This window comes from Dactylosporangium sp. NPDC051484 (assembly GCF_040689395.1).
Classification (GTDB): Bacteria; Actinomycetota; Actinomycetes; order Mycobacteriales; family Micromonosporaceae; genus Dactylosporangium.
In genome coordinates this window covers 1-26,241 of sequence record NZ_JBFAZX010000050.1, presented here as the reverse complement: position 1 = coordinate 26,241, position 26,241 = coordinate 1, and the positions used below count along the sequence as shown (strand labels likewise).

The window sequence follows — 26,241 nt, the reverse complement described above, 5'->3', positions numbered from 1 at the left end:
TCAAGTTGCTCGACACAAGTTGATCTACCAGAAGTCCCGTTCGCATCTGCAGGCCCCCTTGACACCGCCGCCAATCACCAAACGCAACGGCGTTGGCAGCACGTTCGCTCCGTGATCATGGCGGCGGTTGCGGTCAGGGGGCCGCGCGGCGCAGCGCCAGCCAGGAGCCGGCGGCGAGGGCCGCCACCGGGAGCAGGGGCCAGCCGGCGAAGAGGGCGACCGGGCTCGTGTGGGTCAGCCAGTGGCCCACCGCCGGCCAGCGGTCGAAGACGCCGATCAGGGCGGCCGCCCCGCCCAGGAGCAGCAGCAGCGCGGCGGTCGCGGTGAAGACGCCGTTGACGCGCCAGCGGACGTAGACGGCGCCCGCCGCGACGCCGAGCAGGGTCATGAACAGCATCGGGACGGCGTACAGCAGCAACTGCACCGGCGGGGCATAGTGGTCGACGAAGCCCAGGCCGAAGAAGCGTAGCCGCAGTCCCCAGCCGTTCGTGGAGTTCTCGATCGCCTGCAGCACGACGAGCAGCACCGAGTAGGCGACGGTCTGCACGAGCACGAAGAGGCCCAGGCCGGCCGCGAACTCGCGGCGCGTGACGCTCATGCCCAGCGCGTAGGGGAAGTGCTGCGACACCGCCATGGCGCCGAAGGCCAGCGTCGTGATGTAGATGCTCGCCAGCGCGGCGGTGACCGGGTCGTCGGTGACGGTGTCGGAGATGGACGCGAACACCACCAGGTTGACGGCGAAGGCGATCGCCAGGATCGTGATCGGCCAGAAGAGCGCGTCGTGGCGGCCGAGGGCCTGCAGCCGGGCGATCGCGACGATGCGGTTCATGACGCGTGCTCCTTCAGGTCTGCGGTGGTGATGCGGACGACCAGTTGCTGCAGGGTCACCGGCTGCAGCTCGACCCCGGCGGCGCGGGCCTCGCCCGGCTCGACGCGGCCGCGGATCGTGGCGCGGGTCAGCGGGCCGAGGCGCTCGCGGTGCAGCTCGTCGGCGTTGACGGTGAGGGCGTCGACCGCGTTCGCCGGGCCGGTGAGCGTGACCACCTGGCCGCGCAACGTATCGGCGCTCTCGTCGAGCACGAGCCGGCCGCGCTCGATGAGCAGCACGTGCTCGATCAGGTCGCTGACCTCGTCGATGAGGTGGGTGGACAGCACCACCGTGCGCGGGAACTCGGCGTAGTCGGCCAGCAGCCGGTCGTAGAAGAGCTGGCGGGCGACGGCGTCCAGGCCGAGGTACGGCTCGTCGAAGAACGTGAGCGGGGCGCGCGCGGCGAGGCCGAGGGTCACGCCGAGCGCGGACAGCATGCCCCGCGACAGCTTCTTGACCTCCCGCTTCGCGGGCAGCCCGAAGTCGTGCACGAGCTCGCGGGCGAACGCCTCGTCCCAGTTCGGGAACAGCAGGCGGGCGGCGAACAGCGCGTCGCGCACGCGGAAGGAGTCGGGGTATCGCTGGCTCTCCTTGATGAACGAGACCTGCCGCAGCACCTGCTCGTTCTCATACGGGTGGCCGCCGAACGCCTCCACCGTGCCGGCCGAGGCGATCTGCTGGCCGGTCAGCACCTGCATGAGGGTGGTCTTGCCGGCGCCGTTGCGCCCGAGCAGGCCGTAGATGCCGTTGCGCCGCAGGTCGAACGTCACGTTGTCGAGGGCGGTGACGCGCCCGAATCGCTTCGTCACGCCGCGCGCGCTCACGATCGTGTCCATCGCGACACCTCCGCTTCGCTGCGTGCCGCTCACCTGGACTCCTCGTAGCGTTCGATCATCGACTTCAACTCGGAGGGCTGGATGCCGAGCTTCGCCGCCTCGGCGAGCAGCGGCTGGAGGTATTGCTCCGCGAACTGGTCGCGCCGGCGCTGCCGGAGCTTGGCCTGCGCGCCGGGGGAGACGAACATGCCGATGCCTCGCTTCTTGTAGAGGACCCCGTCGTCGACGAGCTGGTTGACGCCCTTCGCGGCGGTGGCGGGATTGATCCGGTGGAAGGCGGCGAGCTCGTTCGTCGACGGCACCTGGGTCTCCTCCGGCAGGCTCCCGTCGATGATCGAGTTTTCGATCTGCTCCGCGATCTGCAGGAAGATCGGCCGCCCGTCATCCATCACTCGTCCTGGTTATTCGGTTCATTACTCATGTAACTAACCATGCAACCAGTGAACCGGGAGTGTCAAGGGTTATGTTCGAGGCATGACGACCGTGGGGTTCGGGCCCAAGATGGCGTGGCTGGCCGTGCGGGCCGAGCCGGATCTGGTGATGGACGCGCTCGGGCTGCGCGACCTGGGCGACGTGCAGCCGCACACGGGGCTCGACCTGGCGCACTTCACCGACGACCGGGTGGTCGTCGCGACCGTGGACAAGTGGACCCTGGTCGCGGGGAAGTGGCTGTTCCGGTGGAACGGCATCGCCGCGCTGTCGATGCGGATCGGGGCCGAGGTGCAGTACTTCGCCACCGACCGCAGCCTCGTCATGCACCGCTGGGCGCGGGCCCGCGGCGCGGATGTGTTCGTGTCCGACGAGGAGGCGCTCGTCGACGAGAAGGACGTCTTCCGCACCGCGGCCGAGTGGAGCGTCGACCCGCGCGTGCTGCCCGTGGTGTCGTTACATATCGCGGCGGTACCTGTTCACGAATAATCTTCCGTGCGTAGATATTCGTGAACGACGATGGCCGCATGACTCGCTTGCTGAGCCGTTTCGCCGTCGCCCTCGGGCTGGTGACGGTGCTGCTGGCCGGGCTGCTCGTCGCCCCGGCCACCTCCGCGCACGCGTCGGTGTTCTCCTCGTGCGACATCTCCGGGTGCGCCGACGCGCGCACCGCCCGGGCCGGCTGGAGCAGCCTGGGCTTCCCGACCTCGCGGAACTGGTATGCGTGGCCCTCCGGCAAGTACAACTTCGCCGGCGGCCAGTACCAGAACTTCGAGGGCCAGCTGCCCTCGGGCGCCACCTACTACGAGTACGACGTGATCCCTCGCAACAAAGGCGCGGCGCGTGACGCGAAGCGCATCATCATCAACCGCGGCACCGGGGTGACCTGGTACTCGCCGAACCACTACACCGACTTCTACCGCCTCTGAAGACGCCGCGAGGGGCGGCCCGTGCCGCCCCCGCCCGCCGGCAGGCCCTACTGACCGGAATAGTGCAGGATCACGTTGTGGATGTGCTGCGTCTTCTCGACTCCGCGCACGTCGACCTCGTAGGTGTGCGTGCCGACGTGCACGGCCACGGTGCCGCTGCTGAAGAAGCTGCCCGCCCACGACTTGTTGCTGACCACCGAGACGGCGGTGACCTTGCCGTAGGGGATCGAGGTGATCGCGACCCGCTTGCCGACGAAGGAGCGGTCCTGCAGGATCACGCGGCGGTCGGTGAGGCCGATGAACCCGGTGCCGACGCCGACGGCGTCGTAGACGGCGATGATGTTCTCGCCCGGCAACAGCCCCGAGGCGATCTGTTCGTACTGATCCCGCCGGTCGTACTTCATCTGCTGCGCCATGCGTTCAAAGTAGCCACCGGTTTCAACCTCCCCATGACGGCAGGCTCCGGCGGAGGGCGCGCCAAGTCGCCCGCCGGCTTGCCCGGGCCGGCGGCTACCGTGAGGGGATGACGGTGCTGGAGACGGTATGGGCCGCACTGCCGGCCGCGGCCCCGCGGATGCGGGACGACATCGCCGAGCTGGTCGGCGTCGAGTCCCCGTCGTCCGACCTCGATGCCCTCGCCCGGTGCGCCGACGTCGTGACCGCCCTCGGCGTGCGCTGCACCGGCCAGGCGCCGGAGCGGATCGTCGTCGGTGACCGGCCCCACCTGCGCTGGCACTTCGGCGCCGGGTCGCCGCGGGTCGTGCTCATCGGGCACTACGACACCGTCTGGCCGCGCGGCACCCTGGCCCGCTGGCCGTTCTCCGTCGACGGCGACCGCGCCACCGGCCCGGGCGTGGTGGACATGAAGGGCGGCCTGGTCGTGCTGTTCCACGCCCTCGGGGCGCTGGCCGCACTGGACGAACTCGACGGCGTCGCGGTGCTGGTCAACGCCGACGAGGAGATCGGCTCGCCGACCTCGACCGCGCTCATCGAGGACACCGCCCGTGGCGCGGCCGGCGCGCTGGTGCTGGAGGGTAGCTCCGGAGGCCGGCTGAAGGTCGCCCGCAAGGGCATCGCGCACTACTCGGTGCGGGTCACCGGCCGCGCCGCGCACGCGGGCAACGCGCCGCATCGCGGGATCAACGCCGGCGTGGAACTCGCCCACCAGGTGCTGCGCATCGCCGCGCTCGGCGACGCCGCGCGGGGCACGACCGTCACGCCCACCGACGCCGTGGCCGGCACCACCGCCAACACCGTGCCGGCCGCCGCGCGGGTCAGTGTCGACGTGCGCTCGTTCGACCCGCAGGAGCTGCGCCGGGTCGATGAGGCCCTGCGCGCGCTGGCGCCGGTGCTGCCCGGTGCCGCGGTGGAGGTCGAGCGCGGCCCGGCCCGCCCGGCGATGCCGGAGACGGCCTCGGCCGAGCTGTTCGCGCTGGCGCAGCGGCTGGCCGAGCGGTTCGGCGGGCGCCCGGTGACCGGGGAGGCGGTCGGCGGGGGCTCGGACGGCAATCTCACCGCCGGCATCGGTGTGCCGACCCTCGACGGGCTCGGCGCGATCGGCGGTAACGCGCACGCGGAGGGGGAGTGGATCGAATTGTCCAGCCTGCCGGAACGCGCGGCCCTGGTCGGCACGCTCGCCGCGACGATCGGGCGGGCGCGGTGATGGACCGGGTCGCCGGCCCCGGCGTCTTCCTCCTGCGGGGCGTCCTGGACTGTGACGGCCGAGACAGCGCGGATTAACTTTACAGCCGTTAGTTGACGGGTCTAACCTTACGTACGTTAGTTAACGTCCGTAGGGAGCCTGTGCATGTCCGAGTACCCGCGTCGCTGGGCCGCTCTCGCGGTGCTCAGCCTCACGCTCGTCGCCGTCACCCTCGACAACTCCGTGCTCAACACCGCCCTGCCGTCGCTGGCGCACGCGCTGCGGGCGGGCACCTCCGACCTGCAGTGGATCACCGACGCGTACACCCTGGTCTTCGCCTCGGCGCTGATCCTGGCCGGCACCCTCGGCGCCCGGCTCGGCTCCCGCACCGCCCTGTTGGGCGGCCTGGTCGTCTTCGGCGGCGGCTCGGCGGTCGCCGCGCTGTCCACCACGCCCGGGCAGCTCATCGCCTGGCGGGCCGTGATGGGCCTCGGCGCCGCGTTCGTCATGCCGGCGACGCTGGCCATCATCACCCGCATCTTCTCGCCGGCCGAGCGCCCGAAGGCGTTCGGCGCCTGGTCCGCCGCGGCCGGCGTCGGCGTGCTCATCGGCCCCGTCACCGGCGGCGCCCTGCTGGAGCGCTTCTCGTGGAGCAGCGCCTTCTGGATCAACGTCCCGCTGGTCGCGGTCGCCGTCGTCGCCGTGCTGGTCCTCGTCCCGCCGGTCCCGGCCGTGCGCGGCGGCCGCCTCGACGTCCTCGGCGCGCTGCTGTCCACCGCCGCCGTCGCCGCCCTGGTCGACGCCGTCATCCAGGCCCCGTCGCGGGGCTGGGCCGACGCCGTGACCCTCGCCGAGCTCGGCGCGTCGGCCGTCCTTGTGGCCGCGTTCGTGCTCTGGCAGCGCCGCCTGGCCGCCCGGGCGGGATCCCCGCTGGTCCGGCTCGACCTCTTCGCCAACCGCACCTTCGCCATCGCCGCGCTGAGCCTCGCCGTGGTGTTCTTCGTGCTCTTCGGGACGCTGTTCGAGCTCTCGCAGTACCTGCAGCTGGTGCGCGGCTACACGCCGCTCGTGGCCGGGCTTGGCGCGATGCCGTTCGCCGTGGCCATGGCGCTGACCTCGGCCACGTCGCCGATCATCTCCCGCCGCCTCGGCGTGCGCGGCACCCTCGCACTGGGCCTGCTGCTGGCCACCGCCGGCCTGCTGGACCTCGCCACCACCGGCGTGCACACCGCGTTCTGGCGCATCGCCGCCGGCACCGCGGTCATCGGCCTCGGCATGGGCATGATGATGGCCCCGGCCAGCCTGCAGATCAGCGGCTCGGTCCCGCCGCGGTTCACCTCGATGGCGAGCGCGCTCAACAGCGTGATCCGCGAGCTGGGCGGCGTGCTGGGCATCGCGGTCCTCGGCACCGTGGTCTCCTCGGCCTACCGTTCCTCCGTCGGCACCTCCCTGCCAGGCTCCGCCCTTCTGTCAGGCACCGACCTGCCCACCGCGCACGGGGTGGCGGCGAGCCTCCCGGCGCCCGCCGCGCGGCACGTCATCGAGGTCGCCGACCGCGCCTTCACCGACGCGATGGACCGCGGCACGCTCATCGCGGCCGGGATCGCCTTCCTGATGGCGCTCGCGGTGCTGGTCGTGCGGCCCGCCCGGCGACCCGCCGGTGAGCCCGGCGCCGAGGTCCCCGAGCCGCGGCCCGCCCTGCAGACGGCATGATGAGGTGATGAAGGCGGAACCGACAGGTCCGGCGGGGGGCCGCACCCGCAACCGGCGCGGTGAGGGCGCCCTGCTGCGCGACGAGATCGTGGCCGCAGCTGAGCGGCTGCTGGAACGCGAGGGCAACGAGGAGGCGCTCACCCTGCGCTCGGTGGCCCGGGAGGCGGGCATCTCCGCCCCGTCGATCTATACCCACTTCGCCGACCGCGACGCCATCGTCGAGGCCGTGCTCGACATCGCCTTCGAGCGGCTGCGCCTGCTGGTCCTCGACGCCGCCCAGGCCGTCGAGGACCCGGTCGAGCGGCTGCTGGCCGGCTGCCACGCGTACGCGAACTTCGGCATGGACGACCCCGCGCGCTACCGCGTCCTCTTCGGCCGGCAGCGGGCCGACCGCCCGGCGATCGGGTCGCCGAAGGACATCGGCGAGCTGCCCGAGGTGTGGCGGCGCCGGCTCGACTCGTTCATGGTGCTCGTCGACGCGCTGGCCGAGTGCGTCAAGGCGGGCCGGTCGGGCAGCACCGACCCGTTCGCCGACGCCACCACCGTGTGGACGTCGCTGCACGGCGCGGTGACGATGCGCCAGTTCATCCCCGGCTTCCCGCTGCCGCCGCTGGACGCCACCGTCGACGACCTGGTGCGGCGCATCGCGCTGATCCGCTCGTGACGCTGCTCGATCGGCTGCGAGGCCCCGTCGAGGACGCGGCCCGGGCGCTGCTCGGCTGCCGCCTCACCGCCGGCGGGGTCACGGTGCGGCTCACGGAGGTCGAGGCGTACTCCGGCACCGGCGAGGACCCCGCCTCCCACGCGCACCGCGGCCGCACCCCGCGCAACGCCATCATGTTCGGGCCGGCCGGCTACGCGTACGTCTACTTCACCTATGGCATGCACTACTGCATGAACGTCGTCTGCGGCGCCGACGGGACCGCCTCCGCCGTGCTGCTGCGGGCCGCAGAGGTGGTCGGCGGAATCGACACGGCGCGCTCGCGCCGGCCGGCCGCGCGTCGCGACGCCGACCTGGCCCGCGGCCCCGCCCGGCTGTGCAGCGCGCTGGCGATCGACAGCACCTTCTACGGGACGTACCTGCTCGGCGGGCACCTCGTCGAGCCCGCCGAGCCCGAGCCGCCCAGCCGGATCGCGTCCGGGCCCCGGGTCGGCGTGACGGGCGCGCACGACAAGCCGTGGCGCTTCTGGCTGGAGGGCGATCCGACGGTCAGCGAGTACCGCCGCCACGTCCCGCGATCGCGCAAGGTCTGAACCGGCGACCAGGCCCCGCCGCGGGTGCGGCGGGGCCCTGGACGGCTCCGGCTGCTCGCAACTTCTCGCGTCCGGCTACCAGGAGGCCTCGCGGTGCGGCACGCGGTCCTCGTCCGGCAGGCGGATCGTCGCGGACCGCGGCGGGCGCAGGTACTCCGACTCCGTCACCTGTTCCCCCCACTCCGTGTCACCGCCGTCGGGGTCGGTCTCCTGGGTCGACACCACCGCCACGAACGTGCCGGGGCCGGCGCCGTGCCAGTGCCACTCGCCGGCCGCCACGACGACCGTGTCGCCGGCCCGCACCTCGTGGACCGGGCCGCCCCGGCGCTGCACCCGGCCCACGCCGTGCAGGATGTGCAGCACCCGGCCGTACGGGCTGCGGTGCCACGCCGTGCGCGCGCCGGGGTTGAACTGGGCATGGAACGTCGCCAGGCGCGACGGTTCCATCGCGGTGACGTCCCTGCCGATCCAGGCCACGCCGGAGTACCGCTGCTGCGGCGCCGGCCGGCTGGTGCTCGGGACGCGAATGACCTCCATCTCGGTGTCCTCCTCCGGGCCCTCTAGGCCTTGGTGTAGTCCGCCCACGACAAGTCCCACGCCGTCCAGCCGTCGCCCGGGTCCAGCGGCACCTCGGTGTTGCGCGTGGTCACCGGGTCGCCGACCAGCACCGACTCGTACAGCCACCTCGCGTTGCCCGTGGAGACGTTGGTGCAGCCGTGCGAGACGTTGCGCACGCCCTGGTCGCCGACCGACCACGGCGCCGCGTGGATGTACTGACCGCCCCAGGTCAGGCGCATGGCGTACTCGACGGTGGTGGTGTACTCCGGCGTCTTGAACAACGCCGTCGACTCCCGCGACATGATCACGGTGGTGCCGCTCGAACTCGGCGTGGACGACTTGCCCAGGCTGACGGGCATGGTCTTCACGAGCGCGTCGTTGTGGTACACGCTCAGCTGTTTGGTGGCGTTGTCGATGTCGATCGTGAGCTTGCGGCCGATCGTGATCGTCGCGGAGGCGTCCTCGTCGGCGTGGCCGTCGCCGATCGGCACGCCGTTGAGCGCCTTGCGAGCGGTGATCTTCGTGCCCGGCTGCCAGTAGTGCTCCGGCCGGAACATCACCTGCTTGCCGTTGAACCAGTGCCACACCCCGGGCTGGGGCGGGTCGCTCGTCACGAACAGCCGCTGTTGCACGGCGGCCCGGTTCTCCGGCGGTACGTCGGTGGCGAACTCCACGACGATCGGCATCGCGACGCCGTAGGTCCCGCCGTTGATGACGTTCAGTTCCGTGCTGACCGCCGGACCGGTCGGCTTCGCCGCCGTGGTGAAGGTCGACTGCCTGGTCACCGGCTTGCCGTCGGCGCCGATGGCGGTCACCTTCGCCGTATACGTGGTGCCGTAGCGAAGTGCGGTGTCGGGCACCCAGGACGACCCGTCCGCCCGCGACGCGCCGGAGATCTTCTGACCGGTCGCGTCGATGAGGGAGATGTCGGTGACCCGTCCATCCTTGACCTTGGTGCCGATCTCGGCGCTGATCGGCACCGCGGCGTCGCCCGCCGCCGGCGTGAGGGAAAGTCCCACCGGCACCGTCGGTGGTGCGGTGGACTTGGTCGCTGTGCGTTTGCGATGCGACGAGACGTCGCATGCGGACAGCGCCGGCTGTGCCGCCACCGCGAGGATGAGCAGCGCGGTGACGGACCGGCCTGGGCGCCTCATGTTCTCTGCCGTTGTCTGCACATGGGGGCATCGTCGTACCGGCCCGGGCGAGGCCGGGCCGGCAAACGAGTGACAACGGGTGGGATAGCGAATCCTCGCCCAGCGTTACATGGTGGCGTCGGCGATCTGCGTCGCCAGCCCCTCCCACTTCGCGTAGGCGTCCGGGAAGGCCGAGCGCTGCACCTTCTGCGCCGCGACCGTGACGGCGTAGTCGCCCCAGCCCGGGATCGCCAGCAGCGCCGCGTAGAACCGGCGGGCCGACTCGTGCGGGTTCATCAACTGCTCGACCGAGCCCCAGTTCGGCCGTTGCTGGAACAGCCCGACCGAGTCGTAGTCGTACCCGACGCCCTCGTTCGGCCGGTTCAGCGACTCCGGCAGGTTGGGGTTGGCCAGGTTGCGCAGGTGGCTCTCCTGCAGGGCGGTGGCGAGCGCCACGACGGCCGCGCGCTTGGGCAGGTTCTCCCGCTTGGCCACGTCGACGATCGCGACCGCGTTGTCCATCTCGGCCTGGGTCAGCCCGCCGACGGGCGCCACCCTGGTCGGCGACGGCGCGGCCGCCGGCGGCGCGCCGCCCTGACCGGTGGCCTTCTTGTCGGTGGACCCCTGTCCGGTGGCCTTGGGGCCAGCGGCCTTCGGATTGGCGGCCTTGGGGTCGGTGCCCTTCGAGCGTCCCGACGAGCGCCCTGCGCGCTCGTCGGCGCGCGGCGCCTCGGCCTGGTCCGTGCCGGCCCCCTCCTGCGCGCTCAGGCTCACCGCGCCGCCCGATGCGGCCGGGGGGTCCGAGGACGTCAGCGTCGAGGTCAGCCCGAACGCCGCCACGGCGACGATCGTCGCGGCCACGGCGGTGCGGCGTGCCCCCGCCGGCATGGCCGCGGCGAGGCGCACGGGGCCGGATGCGAGCAGGCGCGTGCGCCCGGCCGCGAACGCGCGAGCGGACCCGGATGCGAGCGTGCGGGCCGGCCCGGATGCGAGGACGCGGGCGGACCCTGCGGCGAGCGCCCGGGCCGGCGCGGATGCGAGCACGCGTGCGGACCCGGATGCGAGCACGCGTACCGGCCCGGACGCGAGCAGCCGCTCGGGATCGGGCACGAGGTTGCGAAGGTGCGCGGCATGACGGCCGCCGCGAGACCGCAGATGGCGTGGGTCGTGTTCGGCCACGTCGCTGAGCTGCGGGTTTTCGTCATCACCAGCGAGCATCCGGCGAGACTAGGACCGCAACGACGCAGGGGTGATTTTGGGGATGAGAAACGGCGCCAGGGCCGTGTGCGCCCCGTCGCCCGACCCGGCGGCGCCGCGCCCGGTGGCCGAATCACCAGGGGGTGAAACGGCCTCTGACCGGTGTGTTTACGGTTTTCGAATCCGCTGCGGCCTCCGTTGCCCACCTGGGTGACCCCGTAGCGGATCCGCTGAGTCGTGCGCGCGCACGAGCCGGGGAACCATGCACCACCCGGGGTGAATCCACGGGGCCCACGGCCCCGGGAAGGGCGAGCTTCCCGCCCGAACCCGTCAGCTAACCCGGTAGGCGGCACCGGAAGGAGCTCGCGTGTTGCCCCATGAATCGAGGTACCCGTGACGTACCTCTACAAACCTCGCCACTCTGGACGCGTCCCCCGGTTTCGGCGCATCCACGTCGTGGCCGTCGCGGCGGGCCTGGCCGCCGCGGCCGGCATCGGCGCCGCCGCCCTGCAGCAGTCCTCGACACCGGCCAGTGCCGCCGGCACCCAGACCCTGACCGGCGCGGAATCCACGGTCACCCTCGGCGACGCCCCGGCCGCCCGCCAGAAGCAGCGTGACCAGGCGGTGCCCGACGCGGCGAGCGTCCCCAAGGCGGGCGCGGCCAAGCCGACCGCCACCGCACAGGCCGGCGTCGGGACCACCTCCACCGCGCCGCCGCCGGCGGCCACCTCCACCGCGCCCCCGCAGCAGAAGGAACTCTCCTATCAGTTCGCCTGGCAGGAGAACTACTACTTCTGCGGCCCGGCCGCCACGCGCATCGCCCTCACCGCGCGGGGGGTCTTCCAGTCGCAGTCCCAGGTCGCGCAGAGCCTCGGCACCACCGTCAACGGCACCAACTCGGCCGAGGACACCACGCGGGCGCTCAACTCCTCCACCGGGACGTCCTTCTACAAGTCACACTTCATCACCGGGCAGACGGCCACCCAGGCTGACGTCGACCAGCTCAAGGCAGCGGTGCTCAACGCGATCAACCACGGGTACGCGGTGGTCGCCAACATCGCCGGGTCCACGGTGGACGACGCCGGACACGGCCACTCCTACCCCGGCGGGCACTTCCTGACGATCGTCGGGTACCGCGACGGCGGCCAGACCGTGAAGATCGCGGATCCGGCCGACGCCCAGGGCGCCGGCTCGTACATGCTGTCCCTGGACAAGATGGCCGACTGGATCGCCCAGCGCGGCTACTCGGCCTGATCCCGGCCCCAGATCCGGCGCGCCGTCCACTGTGGACGGCGCGCCGTCCCGGCCCCGTCAGCCCAGGGCACGTGCCCGGCTCGGGGCCGGGAAGCCCTGCACCGGCTGGCCGCGCAGCGTCGCCGCCATGGTCTGCGCCACGGCCCCGTTGACCGAGCTGGAGACCCCGCCGCCGACGTAGTCGTTCGGGTTGTCCACGTTCACCGCGATGCCGGCCGCCGCGATCTGCGGCGTGAACCCCACGAACGTCTCGGTCGCGTTGTTCTCCGAGCTTCCCGTCTTGCCCGCGACCGGGCGCCCGCTCAGGATGCCGGACACGGCCTCGGCCGTGCCGCCGTCGCACCTGCCGTACGACGAGCCCTTGCTGACCGGGCACCGCGCCGCGTCGGTGGCCGCGGCCGCCACGTCGGGGTCGACCGCCTGCTTGCACTTCGGACCGGCGGCGTCGGCCGGCCGGCCGTCCGGGTCGGTGATCGACAGCACCGGCAGCGGCTGGCAGTACAACCCGCCGGCGGCGACGGCCGCGTAGGCGTTGGCGAGGTCCAGCGGCGTGGTCAAGGCCGTACCGAGGGTGAACGAGCCCCAGCCTTCCGCCTTCGCCGCCAGCGACACGTCCAGGTCGCCGCGGAACACGATGCCGAGCCGCTGCGCCATCTCCACCGCGCGCCGGGCGCCGATCTGCTGCTCCAGCCACACGAAGTAGGTGTTGACCGAGCGGCCGAAGCCGTTCCACATCGTGCGTTCGCCGTCCATCCAGCTCGGGCTGTCGTTGGCCGGGCACCAGTGCCCGCCGCAGCTGGCCCCGGCGCTGCCCGGCCAGTTGGTCACGATCCGGGCCGGCGCGTTGAACCGGGTGCTCAGCGGCAGGCCGGCCTCCAGCGCGGCGAGCATCGTGAACATCTTGAACGTCGAGCCGGCCTGGTAGCCGTCCACGCCGGAGCCGCCCGAGATGAGCTGATTGACGGTGTTGGGGTACTGCGGGTGCTCCCGCGGGTTGGCCTCCAGGCTGAAGTGGCGGTTGACGGCCATCGCCAGCACCCGGCCGCTGCCGGGCTGGACCACGGCGAGCGGCACCGAGCGCGCGCTGCCGTAGCCGTAGACGCCCAGCGACTGGGCGAGCGCGGTCGCCTGCACGTTCGGGTCCAGCGAGGTGACCACCGTGTAGCCGCCGGTGCGCAGGTTCTCGTCGCGGTCCATCGCCGTCGCGCCGAACTCGGGCTGGCTGTTCCACCACTGACGGAAGTAGTCGCAGAAGAAGCCCCAGTCGTTGTGCTCCCGCGCCACCGACGTGCAGTCGTTGGGCAGCCGGCGCTCGGTCAGCTTGAGCTGCGTGCCCTTCGCGGCGGTCGCCTCCGCGGGCGTGATCACGCGCATCTTCGCCATCGACTCGAGCGTGTACGCGCGCCGCTTCAGGGCCGTCTCGCGGTCGCCGGTGAGCGGGTTGTCCGCGTCCGGGGACTGCAGCAGGCCGGCCAGCAGTGCCGCCTCCGGGAGCGTCAGCTCGGCCGGGACCTTGCCGAAGTACGTCTGGCTGGCGGCGTAGATGCCGTAGGCGCCGGAGCCGAAGTAGGAGATGTTGAGGTACCGCCGCAGGATCTCGGCCTTGCTCATCCTCTTCTCCAGCGCCCCGGCGTAGCGCATCTCGCGCAGCTTGCGCGCCGGTGAGTCGGCGAGCGCCTCCAGGTGCTGCTGCGGGGTGAGGCTCGCGTCGTTCTTGAGCACGTTGCGGACGTACTGCATGGTCAGCGTCGAGGCGCCCTGCTGCGCCCCGCCGCGGCTGTTGGAGACGAACGCGCGCAGCACGCCCCGCGCGTCGACGCCGTGGTGCTGGTAGAAGCGGGCGTCCTCGGCGGCGACGACGGCCTGCTGCAGCACCTTCGCGACCTGGTCCAGCTGCACGTCGCGGCGGTTCTCGTCGTAGAACGTGGTGATCAGCGTCTTGGCGTCGCTGGCGTACACGTAGGTCGTCTCCGCCGGCCGCGGGGTGGCCAGGTTGGTCGGCAGGTTCTCCCACGTGTCGCTTCCCGCCTTCGCCATCCCGCCGGCGGCGAGCGCCAGCGGCAGCGTCGCGGCCGCGACCACCAGGCCCGCTAGCACCCCGCTCAGCGCCAGCCGCAGGATGCCGAGCAGCACGCGGACGAGCTTCGTACGTGGACGCTGTCGCTTCGCTCGCTTGCGGTGCCGGTGCATGTTCGGTCTCCCGACGACTGTGGGCGGTTCGCTTGGCGGCGCGCGGCTACCCCGCACGGCCCACCCCTAACCACCGCGGCCGCAACTTCACCCGGGTGCCGGTGTGGGCGAGCGATCGGATGGACGTCCGCGCAAGCTCCGCCCCGGTGCGCGGGCTCTGATTCGCTGGATGGCGCGGCGAATCGTGGCCGTTCGACCGAAGGGAAACGACGCTATGTGCGGCTTCCTGATGTACACCGGAAACGCCATCATCTCCCCGGAACTTCTCGGCGCCATGGAACGGCAGCTCGCGCTGCTGGACCATCGGGGCCCCGACGACATGGCCCTGGAGCGGATCGGGGCCGGCACCGCGGCCGGCTTCAAGCGCCTCGCGATCATCGATCTGCAGGGCAGCCGGCAGCCACTGCGATACCCGCCGGCCGGCCCCGAGGCGGGCCGCTGGACGCTCGTCTTCAACGGCGAGATCTACAACTACAAGGAGCTGCGCGAGGAGCTGGCCCGCGCCCACGGCGCCGTCTTCGCCACCGACGGCGACGCCGAGGTGGTCGTCGCAGCCTTCCACCACTGGGGTGAGGCCGCCCTCGACCGGCTGCGCGGGATGTTCGCGTTCGCGCTGTGGGACGACGTGACCGAGACCGTGTACGCCGCGCGCGATCCCTTCGGGATCAAGCCGCTGTACTACCTCGAGACCCCGGAGGGGCTGTGGCTCTCCAGCGAGAAGCCGCCGCTGCTCGAGCACTCCGCGGCCGAGCTGGACCGGACCGCCCTGTCGCTGTACCTCACGATGCAGTACGTGCCGGAGCCGTACACGCTGCACCGCGACGTGGCCCGGCTGCCCGCCGGCGGCCTGCTCACCCGCAAGTTCGCCGGCGTATCGACGATCCGCCGCTACACCCGGCCCACCTTCCGCCCCGACCCGGCCATGACCGAGGCGGCCGTGGTGGGCGAGCTGCGCGCCGCGCTGCGCGACAGCGTCCGCGCCCACATGCGCGCGGACGTGCCGGTCGGCACGTTCCTGTCCAGCGGCATCGACTCGACCGCGATCACCGCGCTGGCCGCCGAGCTGCACCCGCGGCTGCGCGCCTTCACCGCCGGCTTCGACACGTCCACCGCGTTCTCCGAGATCGAGATCGCCGAGCGCTCGGCCCGCCACCTCGGCGTCGAGCTGATCCCGACCATCGTGCGCCCCGAGCAGGTCATGGAGGCGCTGCCCCGCATCATCTGGCACCTCGGCGACCCGGTCGCCGACCCGTCGATCGTGCCCCTGTACTTCCTGGCCCGCACCGCGTCCGAACACGTCACCGTCGTACTGTCCGGCGAGGGCGCGGACGAGCTCGCCGGCGGCTACACCATCTACCGCGAGCCCCGCTCGCTGGCCCCGGTCGCCCGCCTCGGTGAGCCGCTGCAGCGCGGCCTGCGGGCCTTGGCACGCCACCTGCCGGACGGCCTGCGGGGCAAGAGCTACCTGCAGCGCGCGACGACGCCGATGCGGCTGCGGTACTTCGGCAACGCCCGCATCCTGACCGACGAGGAGAAGGCCCGCATCCTGCGCGGCGACGCCGCCGGCGTCGGCCACCCGCACGTGACCGCGGCCCTCTACGCCGAGGCGGCGGCCCTCGACCCGGTGGCCACGATGCAGCACATCGACATCAACACGTGGCTGACCGGCGACATCCTCACCAAGGCCGACCGCATGTCGATGGCCCACTCCCTGGAACTGCGTGTGCCGTTCCTGGACCGGCGCGTCTTCGACGTGCTGTCGCGCCTGCCCGCCCACCTGAAGGTGCCCGGCCGGGGCCGCACGACCAAATACGCCCTGCGCCGCGCGATGGAGGGCATCGTCCCGGACTTCATCACGGACCGCCCGAAACTGGGCTTCCCGACCCCGGCCCGCCGCTGGCTGCGCACGGACCTGGCCGAGTGGGCTCACCACGTCCTGTCCACGTCGGGCGCCGGCAAGCTGATCGACCTGGACTACGCCCACGCCCTGCTCAACGCCCACGAGCGAGGCGAGGCCGACCACGCCCGGAAGCTGTGGATCGTGCTGTCGTTCTGCCTGTGGCACGGCATCTTCGTAGACGGCTCGATCACCGTGCCCCTGCCCGAACCTGGCGCCCGCCCGATGGTCACCGGCTGACCCGGGCGACTCGGGCCGCTCGTGCCGCCGCGGGCGGCTGGCTCGAGCTGCCTGGTGCTGGCCGCCTCGCACCGGAGCGGGGCGGTTACGGCTCGTCGTCCGGGGGTTCGAGGGTGTCGATGGCGGCGTCGGGGGATGGGTCGAGCTCGGCCAGGGCGTCGAGGATCTGCTGGCCGAACTTCGCCAGTTTGTTCTCGCCCACGCCGTTGACGGTCGACAGCTCGGACAGCGTGCTGGGGCGTTCGGCGGCGATCTGGCGCAGCGTCGCGTCGTGGAAGATGACGTAGGCGGGGACGGACTGGACCTTGGCCGTGGCGGCGCGCCACGCGCGGAGGTGCTCGAAGACCGGGGTCGCCTCGGCGGGGAGGTCGGCCGCGGCGGTGGCATCGCGGCGGGCGGACTTCGAGGTCTTCGCGGCCTTCGCGGCGGAGATCGGGCGCTCGGGTTCGCGGCGCAGCATGACCTGGCGGCGGCGGCCGAGGACCTCGGCGCTGGCATCGGTCAGGACCAGGGTGCCGTAGTCGCCCTCCACCGCGAGCAGGCCCTGGGCGAGCAGCTGGCGGATGACCGCGCGCCACTCGGCCTCGCGCAGGTCGGCGCCGACGCCGAAGACGCTCAGCTCGTCGTGGTGCCACTGCACGATCTTGTCGGTCTTCTTGCCCAGCAGGATGTCGATGCACTGGCCGGCGCCGAACTTCTGGTTGCGCTCGCGGTGCAGGCGATACACCGTCGAGAGCAGCTTCTGCGCGGCGATCGTGCCGTCCCAGGATTCCGGCGGGGCCAGGCACGTGTCGCAGTTGTCGCACGAGCCGTCGAGCTCCTGGCCGAAGTATGCCAGCAGCTGCGTGCGCCGGCACTCGACCGTCTCGCAGAGGGCCAGCATCGCGTCGAGGTGCTGGGAGAGGTTGCGCCGGTGGGTGGCGTCGCCCTCGGAGGTCTCGATCATCTTGCGCTGCTGGACGACGTCCTGCAGCCCGTAGGCCAGCCAGGCCACCGACGGCTCCCCGTCGCGGCCGGCGCGGCCCGTCTCCTGGTAGTAGCCCTCGATGGACTTCGGAAGATCGAGGTGGGCGACGAAGCGGACGTCGGGCTTGTCGATGCCCATGCCGAACGCGATCGTGGCGACCATGACGAGGCCGTCCTCACGCAGGAAGCGGTCCTGGTTGTCGGCTCTGGTCCGCGCGTCGAGCCCGGCGTGGTAGGGCAGCGCCGCAATGCCGTTGTCCTTGAGGAAGTCGGCGATCTTCTCCACCGAGTTGCGGCTCAGGCAGTAGACGATGCCGGCCTCGCCGCGGTGCTCGCCGCGCAGGAACTCCAGCAGCTGGCGGCGCGGGTCCTGCTTGCCGACGATGCGGTATTGAATGTTGGGGCGGTCGAAGCTGGACACGAAGTGCCGGGCGCCGGTCAGCCCGAGCCGTGTGGCGATCTCGCGATGGGTGGCGGTCGTAGCCGTCGCGGTGAGCGCGACGCGCGGCACGTCCGGCCAGCGCTCGTGCAGCATCGACAGGTTGAGGTAGTCGGGGCGGAAGTCGTGGCCCCACTGCGAGACGCAGTGCGCCTCATCGATGGCGAACAGCGCGATCCGGCCGCGCTCGAGCAGTCGCATGGTGCCGGTCGAGGCCAGCGCCTCGGGCGCGAGATACAGCAGGTCAAGCTCGCCGCCGGCGAACTGCGCCTCGACGGTGCGGCGCATGTCGAAGTCGAGCGTCGAGTTGATGAACCCGGCCCGCACGCCCAGCTGCCGCAGGGCGTCGACCTGGTTGTGCATGAGGGCGATGAGCGGCGAGATCACCACCGCGGTGCCCGGCCGGACCAGCGCCGGAATCTGGTAGCACAGTGACTTGCCGCCGCCGGTGGGCATGAGCACCAGCGCGTCGCCACCGCCGATCACGTGCTCGATGATCTCCCGCTGGCTGCCCCGGAACTCGTCATAGCCGAACACTCTGCGTAACACATCGAGCGCACTCATCCCGCTGTCCACGCCGGCGATTCTACGGACCGGCACCGACAAAAACCGGGACGGCCGATCCGCGCGGTGACGGACTGGCCATCGCGCCGGCACGCTGCGTCATCCTGGGTGTACACGATCGGGCGTTCTTCGATCGCGTTGCACGCACCGGCGGGAGCCGCGCGGGAGTCAGAGCTTCGTCGACTCCGGCAACGGCAGCGATCCGGTGATCTTCGTCAGGGCGGCGGCGGCCTTCGCGAACTGCGTGCCGTCCGGGTGCCCGCTCAGCACCGCGACGATGTAGCGGTCGCCGGCGCCGACGGTGCCGGTGGTGTGCAGCACCTCGTCCGTCATGTCGGGCTGGTTCGGCTCGACGGCCGGCACGAACGCGGCCCTGCCCGGCCCGGCCAGTTCGGCGTTCGCCACACACGGGGTGGCGGGGTCGTCCCCGAAGCCCGACCAGCCCTGCTTCGCGGCGCGCGGCTGTTTGAACACGCTCGGGATGCCGAAGGACTGGTCGTAGCGGTCGGTGCCGCACTTCGTGGTGGCGTGCAGGTTGCCCATGATGAACTCGCGCACCGGCTGCGGCGCCTGGTCGAGGATGTACTGGTAGACATGGACCAGGTCGCCGGCGCTGACCGCGGTGTAACCCCAGTAGCCGGGCTGGCTCTGCGGCGGCGGGTCGGTGTCGTGCAACCCGAGCCGCTGGACCATCCGGGTCACCACGTCGCGCTGCCCGCCCGCCGTCCAGAACGCGGTCGCGGCGGCGTCGTCGCTGCTGCGCAGCATGATCTCCAGCTGCGGCCGGTCGGCGGCCGGCACGGAGTACGACGGGCCCTTGTCCCAGAAGTAGTCCAGCGTGATGAGCAGCTTGACCAGCGACGCCGAGCGGAAGCGCCAGCTCGCGTTCTGCCGCAGCACGTAGACGCCGTCCTGCCGGTCGTAGATCACGATGCCGGCGGTCATGCCCGCCGGTACGGGTACCGATGCCACTGATGCGACCGATGCCGCCGGAGACGGTGCGACGCTGGACGGCGCCGGGGCGGCGGGGGAGGACGGCGCCGGCGACGCGAACAGCGGCATGGCTCCCGGCTGGTTCGCATTCGCGCCGCAGCCGCCGGCGGCGAGGACGGCGGCGACGGACGTGACCGCCAGGAGGAGCCGGACGGGGGTCGCGGAGGGCATCCCCAATCCTTACCGGCGGACCGGGCCCGGATAAACCCCGCCATGCCCGCCGGCGCTCGTGACCGTCGTCGCCGCGCGCCCGCATATTCGCCCTGCGCGGGTGTCGAGGAAGGTGCCGATGTGCACGCGGCTCACGTGGCCCCGGGCAGCTCGCCGAGGGGCACGGCGAGCCCTGCGGGCGCGACCGGCGGCGGCGTTCGGGCCGCCCCCGTGCCATGCCCGCCCGCGTAGGCTGGATCCGGTGCGGGGGCGCGGCTGGTGGCTGTTCCTCGCCGCCGCGGTGCCGGTCGGGCTGCCGCTGCTCGCGCGGTGGCGGGCCGCATTGGCCTTCGCCGGACTCGCCGCGGCCGCGATCGGACCGCTCTTCCTCGTCCAGTGGTGGGCGCGGCGGCGTCAGCGCGCCGCGCACGCGGCCGGCGCCGAGCACTGGTCCGGGCACGTGCCGCTGCACCGTGCCGCGGTGATCTGGGAGCTCGGGGCCGGCTTCGCGCTGCTGTTCGGCGGAGGCGTGCCGGTTCGCGTCACGACCGGCTCCGACGGTCTCACGCTGAGTGTTCGCCGCCCGGCCTCCCGCCGCCACCCGCCGGTGACCGTGCTGTGGCGCGACATCGCCGCCGCGCGTGCCGCCCCGGCCGGGCGCTTCACCGAATGGGGCCGGGTCGCGGTGCTGCCGATGACCGTCGTCACGCTCGACCTGCCCGGCGACCCGGGCGGTGCGCTCGTCGTGACGACCCACGACGCCGCCGGGCTGATCGAGACGGTGAAGGCGAACAAGATAGCCGAATCGATGGGCGCCGTGAATGAAACGCCGGACGGGTGATGGATACTGCACGATGCGTGGCTGAGTTGCGCCCGTTTCTGGGGGTTCCGTACGGTGGTCTTCCATGGCGGAGTTGATCGAGGTTGGTGTCTGGTACGAGGCCCGACCGATCACGGTCGACCAGGGCGTCGACCGATACGAGGCACTGCGGCGGGGCGATGCAGAATGGGCTGCCGTCGATCCCGGCCTGCAACGGTTCGACCGCGAGGTGCGCGCCGGCGTCGATCCGGCGTCGTGGGCCGAGCCGGCGGTCGTCGCCGACACGCACGTGCTGCTCACCCTGCGTGGCGATGCGCCGAGTGAGACCCTCCACCTCATCCACAAGCTCGCCGGCGAGTGCGAGCTGCTGTGCTTCCAGCGGCCCGGGCGCCACCGCCCGGCGGCGCTGCGGCAGCCGCGGCGGCTGCTACGCCTGCCGGTGCCGCGCATGACGACCGAGGACGGCTCGCTCGCGCACCACCCGACCGGCGACGACATCCGCGACTTCATCGGCCGGCTCGACGAGGACAACGCCACGGCGGTGCTGTGGCGGGAGGACGGCGCCTCAATCCGGGTCGCGTTCGCGCCCGCCCAGCGCCGGTGGCGGGTGTCCACCACCGTCGACGACGAGACCAGTGCGGAGTCGGAGCAGGAGGACCTGACCGGGGTCGCCGAGCGCTTCGAGGCCTTCGCCGCGTCCTGATCCGCTATCGGTCAGGCGCCAGAAACGGCGAGCTGGGTGCGGTGGTGGCGATCGGCCGCCACCTCGTCCAGCAGTGCGGCCCCCAGCGCGGTGTAGCTCAGGGCGGTTCCCAAATTCCGGATTCGGTACTCCGAACTGCCCTCGTCCTCGATCAGCTCCGCCGCCGGCGTGAACACCACCCAGTCCACGGCGCCGTCGTACCGCTCGAGCACCGCCAGCTCGTCGGCGCGCGCCTGCGAGAACGGCCGCCACTCGGCCGGGAAGCCGGGTTCGGCGAACCTGCGCGCACCGCTGTCGCCCGGCAGTGTCGTCGCGACCCCGATCAGCAGCAGCCGCCGCACCTCGGCGCGTTCCAGGCCGCGCAGCAGCGCCGCCATCGCCTCGCCGTACGCCGCCAGGTCGAGGTCCGCGCCGTACACGGCCGAGATCGCCACGTCGTGCCCGCGCGCCGCCGTCTCCACGAGCCCGGCGTCCGTCGCGTCACCGGCGATCGCACCGCAGAGATCCGGATATCTCGCCGGGTCGCGCACGACCGCCGTCGCCTCGATCGATCGCCTCCGGGCCTCGGCCAGGATCTGCCGCCCGCCCCGAACACCCACTGAAGTCATGCCGGGAACCGTAGAACGCGATACCTCGGTAACTGCAGGGTAACCGGGTCGCGCGTTACGGTGGGGCGATGCGCGACCCCCTCCCGCCGGACCTGTTCGACCCGGCCTGCCCGTCGGCCGCGACGCCGTTCCAGATCGGCGACAAGTGGGCGGGCATGGTGCTGATCTGCCTGCGGGACGGCCCGCGCCGCTTCGGCGAGCTGCGCGTCCCGCTGCGCCGCGTCTCGGCCAAGGTCCTGGCCGAGACCCTGCGCGCCCTGGAGCGCGACGGCATGATCACCCGCACGGTGTACGACGAGATCCCGCCCCGGGTCGAGTACTCCATCACCGACCTCGGCCACACCCTGTTCCCGGCGATGGACGCGTGCCGCGCCTGGGCCGCCGAGCACCTGGCCGCCATCGAGTCCGCCCGCGCCGCCTACGCGCTGCGCGGCGCGTGAACGCCCGCGTGTACCGCCGCTACGTCGCCATCGGCGACAGCACCACGGAGGGCTTGGACGACCCCGACGGCAACGGCGGCTACCGCGGCTGGGCCGACCGCTTCGCCGAGCACGTCGCCCGCGCGCAGGCGCCGGACGGCCTGGAATACGCCAACCTCGCCATCCGCGGGCGCACCACCACCCGGATCCGGGCCGAACAGTTGACGCCCGCCCTCGACCTCGAGCCCGACCTGGCCACCGTGGTCGCCGGCATGAACGACATTCTGCGGGCCTCGTTCGACGTGGCCGAGGTCGCCCGCGACATCCACGCGATGCAGCTCGCCCTCGTCAGGCGGGGCGCGACCGTGCTGACCTTCACGCTTCCCGACCCGACGCCGGTGATGCCGATCGCCCGGCCGCTGCGGGGCCGGGTGCTCGCGCTCAACGCGCAGATCCGCAAAGCCACCGCCGACAGCGGCGCGATCCTGCTCGACCTCGGCGCGCACCCGGTCGCCTCCGACCCGCGTCTGTGGAGCGACGATCGCCTGCACGCCAACAGCGCCGGGCACGAGCGCATCGGTGCGGCGCTGGCCTTCGCCCTGGGCCTGCCCGGCACCGACGACGCCTGGACCGCCCCGCTCGCGGTGCCCCTGCCGCGCCGGCGGCACGAGCTGGTCTGCGCGGAGCTCGCCTGGATGCGCCGCCACATGCTGCCGTGGGCGGGCCGCCACCTGCTGGGCCGCTCCTCAGGCGACGACCGCGTCTGCAAACGCGCCACCGCGACCCCGGTCCTGCTCGAGCGCTGACCCGCCCTGAGTGCTCTCGCCGCCGTCTTGCCGCGGCGCGGGCCTCAGAGGGTCAGCACGACCTTGCCGCGCACGTGGCCCGACTCGCTCAGGTCGTGGGCGGCCGAAGCCTCAGCCAGCGGGAACGTGCGCTCGACGGGCATGGTGAAGCGCCCCTCGGCGAACAGGGCGGCGACCTCGGCCAGCGTCTGCCACGCGCGCCCTTCCGAGCCGTCCGTGACCCGGGCGCCGAGGCGCGGCGCGTCGAAGTCGGCGACGCTCACCACGTCGGCGGGCGCCGGCGTCAGCGCGACCAGATCCGCGACGGCACCCCGGCCCGCCGTGTCGAGCGCCAGGTCGACACCGCCCGGCGCGATGGCACGGACGCGGTCGGGCAGCCCAGCGCCGTATGTGACCGGGACAGCGCCCAGCCCGCGCAGGAACTCGTGGTTGCGCTCGCTCGCCGTGCCGATCACCGTGGCGCCCCGCGCGACGGCCAGCTGCACGGCCGCGATGCCGACACCGCCGGCGGCGCCGTTGACCAGCAGGGTCTGGCCCTTGCGCAGACCGAGCAGATCGAGCGCCCGCCCGGCCGTCTCCACCACGTTGGGCAGCCCTGCCGCCTCCTCGAACGGCATCGCCGCGGGCTTGGGCGCCCACACCCGCAGCACCGCGAGCTCGGCCGCGGCCCCGCCCGGGGCGACCCCGAACACCTCGTCGCCGACCGAGACGCCCTCGACCCCCTCGCCGATCGCGTCGACCACCCCGGCCGCGTCGGAGTGCGGCACGACCGGCAGCCGGCTGGGGGTCGTGTCCCCGAAGAGGCCGCCGCGCACCTTCCAGTCATACGGGTTGACCCCTGCCGCCCGCACCGCGATCCGGATACGCCCGGCCTCCGGCTGCGGCTCGGGCACGTCGACGACCCGCAGCACGCTCGACGGCCCGTACTCCGAATACTGCAACGCCTTCACATCTGCTCCCGGATCGTGTGTGTGATTCGTACTCGGCCCCGTGTGCCGTCCGCGACGTGCCCACGTCGGCCGTGGCCCGGTGATCGCCGTGGTGCGGGTGCTGCTTCAGCCGCGGCTACGTGCTGCTTCGGCCGCGGTCTCGTGTTGACCGGCCGCGGTTACGTGTTGAGTGGTGGCGGGCTACCGGCAGGACGTGTGTGCCGGGCCGGTCCACGGCTCGCCGCCCACCGTCGACAGCTGGCCGAACGGCCGGATGCGGTTGTCCACGACCCAGCCGTTGCCCCAGCGCGCGAGGGGGCGTCGACCTCGAAGCCGGCGTCGGTCGGCAGCGCCTCAGAACGCGCCTGATGTGATCTCTTCGCGTGCCCGCCCTCGGCCAGATGTCAGGCGCGCGGGTCCGCCTGCTGGACGACCTCGAACTCCAGCAGGCTCGAGCCGGTCGCCACCGGTTTCGCCCGCTCGCCGGAGTGGGCCTCGCGGGCCGGTCCGGTGGACCACGCCTGGAAGTGCTCCTCGGACTCCCACTTGGTGTAGACGAAATACCGCGTCTCACCCGCGGTCGGGCGCAGCAGCTCGAAGCCCAGGAAGCCCGGCGCGTCCTCGACGGCGCCGTGCCGCGCGGCGAACCTGCGCTCCAGCTCAGGGCCTGCGCCCTCGGGGACCTCGATCGCGTTGATCTTCACAACTGCCATGGCTCAACCCTAGCGGCCGGGTATGACAAAACCCCGTCGCCCTCGTCCCGGTAACGCGGTGGGGGACGACCCGGGGAGGGTGGGACAATCGCGCCATGACCGATGTGCTCGACGACCTGCAGTGGCGCGGCCTGATCGCGCTCTCGACCGACCTCGACGAACTCCGCGCGGAGATGGCGAAGGGGCCGATCACCTATTACTGCGGCTTCGACCCGACGGCGCCGAGCCTGCACATCGGCAACCTCCTGCAGGTGCTCACCGTCCGCCGCCTGCAGCTGGCCGGGCACCGGCCGCTCGCCCTGGTCGGGGGCGCGACCGGCCTGATCGGCGACCCCAGGCCCTCCTCGGAGCGCCAGCTCAACTCGGCGGACACGGTGGCCGAATGGATCGAACGGATCAAGGGCCAGATCGAGCCGTACCTCGACTTCACCGGCGACAACGCCGCCCAGATGGTGAACAACTACGACTGGACGGCGCCGATGTCGGCGATCGACTTCCTGCGCGAGATCGGCAAGCATTTCCGGGTCAACAAGATGCTCACGAAGGACGCGGTGAGCGCCCGGCTGAACTCGGACGCCGGCATCAGCTACACGGAATTCAGCTACCAGATCCTGCAGGGCATGGACTTCCTGGAGTTGTACCGCCGTTACGGCTGCAAGCTGCAGACGGGCGGCAGCGACCAGTGGGGCAACCTCACGGCCGGCACGGACCTGATCCATCGGACGGAGGGTGCTTCGGTACACCTCCTGGCGACGCCGCTGCTGGTGAACTCGGCGGGGGAGAAGCTCGGCAAGTCCACCGGCGGCGGCAGCCTGTGGATGGACGCGGAGATGACCAGCCCCTACGCGCTGTACCAGTACTTCGTGAACCTCGAGGACGCGCTCGTCGGCGGGCTGCTGCGCAAGCTCACGTTCCTGGAGCGTGAGGAGATCGAGGCGATCGAGAAGGAGACCGCCGAGCGGCCCGCGGCCCGGATCGGCCAGCGGCGGCTCGCGGAGGAGATGACCAGGCTCGTACACGGGCCGGAGGAGACCGCGCAGGTGATCGCGGCGAGCCAGGCGCTGTTCGGCCGGGGGTCGCTCGGCGAGCTCTCGCCGTCGACGATGCGTGCCGCGCTCAGCGAGGCGGGCCTCGTGGCGGCACCCGCGGGTTCGACGGTCGCCGACCTGTTCATTGCCGCCGGCCTGGTCTCAAGTCGCAATGACGCGCGACGGACGGTGGCCGAGGGCGGTGCGTATGTGAACAACGAGCGGGTGTCCGACGCCGAGGAGGTCGTGCCCGCCGACCGCGCCCTGGCCGGTGGACTTCTGGTGCTGCGCAAGGGAAAGCGCACGTTCGCGGGGGTCGAGCTCACCTCCGCGTGATTTCTTGATTTGGCGATGCCGCCGGGCGCCGTGTAGCTTCTGACCTCGCTACGGCGCCCGGCGCGCCCGTGCAACGCCCGGCTTCGGCCAGGTGTCACCGAAGAGAGTGATCGATTTGGTGGAGATCGGGACGCCGAGTAAAGTAGAGGACCGGCAGGGAAACGAACGAGACAGCGGAGCGCGAGACGCGCCGCGGCGGACGTCCTGCCGAGACCCAAACGATGACGAGCCGGGTGACCGGAAAGTGATCGTGCCCGGGAAACGAACGGCGAACGCGATTTGGACGCCAGACGAGGACCGGGTAATGTAGATGACCGGCAGGGAACACGGACGAGGCACGCGGGTCGCGAAACGAGCCGCAGCGGACGTCCTGCCGTAAGAATACGACACTCAGCCGGGGTTCCGGAAGAGTTGTTGTATGTCCGCAAAACGGGACAAGGTTCGGCAAGCCGGACTTGACACGCAAAACGGACCTGCTAGACTAGAACGGAACGAAATGCCCCGGGCGGGCGAAACCGGAAACGGTGAAGTCCGGCGGTGTGTGTTGGTTGTTTGAGAACTCAACAGGGTGCTTGTTAAGCCAGTGCCAAATGATTATTACCCCGTGGCATGGGCCTCGTAGAGGTT

26 protein-coding genes and 1 riboswitch are annotated in these 26,241 nt (G+C 72.0%); of the genes, 13 read left to right on the top strand and 13 right to left on the bottom strand.

The annotated features are described in order from the left end of the window. Positions 1 to 133: 133 nt before the first annotated feature. The 3 genes from AB0367_RS37010 to AB0367_RS37000 are packed head-to-tail and all read right to left on the bottom strand — an operon-like array spanning position 134 to position 2,093. Positions 134 to 829, bottom strand: a complete 696-nt coding sequence (locus AB0367_RS37010) for an ABC transporter permease (RefSeq protein ID WP_366231186.1) — start codon at positions 827 to 829, stop codon at positions 134 to 136. After that, positions 826 to 1,704: an ABC transporter ATP-binding protein gene (locus AB0367_RS37005; protein ID WP_366231185.1), complete on the bottom strand. Its 879-nt coding sequence runs from the start codon at positions 1,702 to 1,704 to the stop codon at positions 826 to 828. Before AB0367_RS37005 ends, AB0367_RS37010 begins: the two co-directional genes overlap by 4 nt. Before the next feature lie 29 nt (positions 1,705 to 1,733). Further along, positions 1,734 to 2,093, bottom strand: coding sequence for a GntR family transcriptional regulator (locus AB0367_RS37000; RefSeq protein ID WP_366231184.1), 360 nt, complete (start codon positions 2,091 to 2,093; stop codon positions 1,734 to 1,736). Positions 2,094 to 2,178: 85 nt separating this feature from the next. Between AB0367_RS37000 and AB0367_RS36995 the strand changes: the two genes are divergently transcribed. Continuing rightward, entirely contained in the window at positions 2,179 to 2,622 is a 444-nt protein-coding gene (locus AB0367_RS36995) for a hypothetical protein (RefSeq protein ID WP_366231183.1), read from the top strand. A gap of 38 nt (positions 2,623 to 2,660) precedes the next feature. After that, positions 2,661 to 3,062: a ribonuclease domain-containing protein gene (locus tag AB0367_RS36990; RefSeq protein WP_366231182.1), complete on the top strand. Its 402-nt coding sequence runs from the start codon at positions 2,661 to 2,663 to the stop codon at positions 3,060 to 3,062. Between the two features lie 47 nt (positions 3,063 to 3,109). On the opposite strand, the gene AB0367_RS36985 is transcribed toward AB0367_RS36990, so the two are convergent. Next, a complete protein-coding gene (locus AB0367_RS36985) occupies positions 3,110 to 3,478 on the bottom strand; it encodes a PH domain-containing protein (RefSeq protein ID WP_366231181.1) in 369 nt (122 codons plus the stop codon). A gap of 107 nt (positions 3,479 to 3,585) precedes the next feature. Here AB0367_RS36985 and AB0367_RS36980 point away from each other — a divergent pair, with 107 nt between their 5' ends. From AB0367_RS36980 to AB0367_RS36965, 4 genes are all read left to right on the top strand, one after another. Further along, complete coding sequence (locus AB0367_RS36980) at positions 3,586 to 4,725, top strand: M20 family metallopeptidase (protein WP_366231180.1); 1,140 nt, start codon at positions 3,586 to 3,588, stop codon at positions 4,723 to 4,725. 144 nt (positions 4,726 to 4,869) lie between these two features. After that, the gene (locus tag AB0367_RS36975) at positions 4,870 to 6,417 is read left to right on the top strand and encodes an MFS transporter (RefSeq protein ID WP_366231179.1); all 1,548 of its coding nucleotides are present in this window, start codon (positions 4,870 to 4,872) and stop codon (positions 6,415 to 6,417) included. Positions 6,418 to 6,424: 7 nt separating this feature from the next. Continuing rightward, on the top strand, positions 6,425 to 7,081 hold the full coding sequence (locus tag AB0367_RS36970) for a TetR/AcrR family transcriptional regulator (protein ID WP_366231178.1): 657 nt from the start codon (positions 6,425 to 6,427) through the stop codon (positions 7,079 to 7,081). Continuing rightward, positions 7,078 to 7,671 carry a DNA-3-methyladenine glycosylase gene (locus AB0367_RS36965; protein ID WP_366231177.1) on the top strand — a complete coding sequence of 198 codons (594 nt, stop codon included), beginning with the start codon at positions 7,078 to 7,080 and terminating at the stop codon, positions 7,669 to 7,671. Before AB0367_RS36970 ends, AB0367_RS36965 begins: the two co-directional genes overlap by 4 nt. Positions 7,672 to 7,746: 75 nt before the next feature. On the opposite strand, the gene AB0367_RS36960 is transcribed toward AB0367_RS36965, so the two are convergent. The 3 genes from AB0367_RS36960 to AB0367_RS36950 form a co-directional block, all read right to left on the bottom strand. Next, on the bottom strand, positions 7,747 to 8,208 hold the full coding sequence (locus AB0367_RS36960; RefSeq protein ID WP_366231176.1) for a cupin domain-containing protein: 462 nt from the start codon (positions 8,206 to 8,208) through the stop codon (positions 7,747 to 7,749). 23 nt (positions 8,209 to 8,231) lie between these two features. Then, complete coding sequence (locus tag AB0367_RS36955) at positions 8,232 to 9,383, bottom strand: Ig-like domain-containing protein (RefSeq protein WP_366231175.1); 1,152 nt, start codon at positions 9,381 to 9,383, stop codon at positions 8,232 to 8,234. Between the two features lie 105 nt (positions 9,384 to 9,488). Beyond that, positions 9,489 to 10,580, bottom strand: a complete 1,092-nt coding sequence (locus tag AB0367_RS36950; RefSeq protein WP_366231174.1) for a hypothetical protein — start codon at positions 10,578 to 10,580, stop codon at positions 9,489 to 9,491. A gap of 197 nt (positions 10,581 to 10,777) precedes the next feature. Beyond that, a riboswitch (cyclic di-AMP (ydaO/yuaA leader) is annotated at positions 10,778 to 10,923 on the top strand. A gap of 29 nt (positions 10,924 to 10,952) precedes the next feature. On the opposite strand from AB0367_RS36950, the gene AB0367_RS36945 reads away from it, so the two are divergent. Continuing rightward, a complete protein-coding gene (locus tag AB0367_RS36945; RefSeq protein WP_366231173.1) occupies positions 10,953 to 11,813 on the top strand; it encodes a C39 family peptidase in 861 nt (286 codons plus the stop codon). A gap of 57 nt (positions 11,814 to 11,870) precedes the next feature. Here the strand turns inward: AB0367_RS36945 and AB0367_RS36940 are convergent, their stop codons facing one another. Next, complete coding sequence (locus AB0367_RS36940) at positions 11,871 to 13,946, bottom strand: transglycosylase domain-containing protein (RefSeq protein ID WP_366231172.1); 2,076 nt, start codon at positions 13,944 to 13,946, stop codon at positions 11,871 to 11,873. Between the two features lie 271 nt (positions 13,947 to 14,217). On the opposite strand from AB0367_RS36940, the gene asnB reads away from it, so the two are divergent. Continuing rightward, on the top strand, positions 14,218 to 16,140 hold the full coding sequence (asnB, locus tag AB0367_RS36935) for an asparagine synthase (glutamine-hydrolyzing) (RefSeq protein ID WP_366231171.1): 1,923 nt from the start codon (positions 14,218 to 14,220) through the stop codon (positions 16,138 to 16,140). A gap of 85 nt (positions 16,141 to 16,225) precedes the next feature. Here the strand turns inward: asnB and recQ are convergent, their stop codons facing one another. Together recQ and AB0367_RS36925 are read right to left on the bottom strand one after the other, a co-directional pair. Further along, positions 16,226 to 18,109 carry a DNA helicase RecQ gene (gene recQ, locus AB0367_RS36930; protein ID WP_366231187.1) on the bottom strand — a complete coding sequence of 628 codons (1,884 nt, stop codon included), beginning with the start codon at positions 18,107 to 18,109 and terminating at the stop codon, positions 16,226 to 16,228. A 168-nt stretch (positions 18,110 to 18,277) separates the two neighbouring features. After that, complete coding sequence (locus AB0367_RS36925) at positions 18,278 to 19,273, bottom strand: hypothetical protein (protein ID WP_366231170.1); 996 nt, start codon at positions 19,271 to 19,273, stop codon at positions 18,278 to 18,280. A gap of 241 nt (positions 19,274 to 19,514) precedes the next feature. Here AB0367_RS36925 and AB0367_RS36920 point away from each other — a divergent pair, with 241 nt between their 5' ends. Both AB0367_RS36920 and AB0367_RS36915 read left to right on the top strand, forming a co-directional pair. Next, positions 19,515 to 20,093: a hypothetical protein gene (locus tag AB0367_RS36920; RefSeq protein ID WP_366231169.1), complete on the top strand. Its 579-nt coding sequence runs from the start codon at positions 19,515 to 19,517 to the stop codon at positions 20,091 to 20,093. Positions 20,094 to 20,157: 64 nt separating this feature from the next. After that, a complete protein-coding gene (locus AB0367_RS36915) occupies positions 20,158 to 20,775 on the top strand; it encodes a hypothetical protein (protein WP_366231168.1) in 618 nt (205 codons plus the stop codon). A gap of 11 nt (positions 20,776 to 20,786) precedes the next feature. Here AB0367_RS36915 and AB0367_RS36910 read toward each other — a convergent pair whose 3' ends face one another. Then, complete coding sequence (locus tag AB0367_RS36910) at positions 20,787 to 21,383, bottom strand: NAD(P)H-binding protein (RefSeq protein ID WP_366231167.1); 597 nt, start codon at positions 21,381 to 21,383, stop codon at positions 20,787 to 20,789. Positions 21,384 to 21,451: 68 nt separating this feature from the next. On the opposite strand from AB0367_RS36910, the gene AB0367_RS36905 reads away from it, so the two are divergent. Beyond that, positions 21,452 to 21,823: a helix-turn-helix domain-containing protein gene (locus AB0367_RS36905; RefSeq protein WP_366231166.1), complete on the top strand. Its 372-nt coding sequence runs from the start codon at positions 21,452 to 21,454 to the stop codon at positions 21,821 to 21,823. Continuing rightward, complete coding sequence (locus tag AB0367_RS36900) at positions 21,820 to 22,608, top strand: SGNH/GDSL hydrolase family protein (protein ID WP_366231165.1); 789 nt, start codon at positions 21,820 to 21,822, stop codon at positions 22,606 to 22,608. The genes AB0367_RS36905 and AB0367_RS36900 overlap by 4 nt, the downstream gene beginning before the upstream one ends. A gap of 44 nt (positions 22,609 to 22,652) precedes the next feature. On the opposite strand, the gene AB0367_RS36895 is transcribed toward AB0367_RS36900, so the two are convergent. Together AB0367_RS36895 and AB0367_RS36890 are read right to left on the bottom strand one after the other, a co-directional pair. Next, the gene (locus tag AB0367_RS36895; protein WP_366231164.1) at positions 22,653 to 23,558 is read right to left on the bottom strand and encodes an NADP-dependent oxidoreductase; all 906 of its coding nucleotides are present in this window, start codon (positions 23,556 to 23,558) and stop codon (positions 22,653 to 22,655) included. Positions 23,559 to 23,941: 383 nt separating this feature from the next. Next, the gene (locus AB0367_RS36890; protein ID WP_366231163.1) at positions 23,942 to 24,250 is read right to left on the bottom strand and encodes an antibiotic biosynthesis monooxygenase; all 309 of its coding nucleotides are present in this window, start codon (positions 24,248 to 24,250) and stop codon (positions 23,942 to 23,944) included. A gap of 95 nt (positions 24,251 to 24,345) precedes the next feature. Between AB0367_RS36890 and tyrS the strand changes: the two genes are divergently transcribed. Beyond that, positions 24,346 to 25,614: a tyrosine--tRNA ligase gene (gene tyrS, locus AB0367_RS36885; RefSeq protein WP_366231162.1), complete on the top strand. Its 1,269-nt coding sequence runs from the start codon at positions 24,346 to 24,348 to the stop codon at positions 25,612 to 25,614. Positions 25,615 to 26,241: the final 627 nt, after the last annotated feature.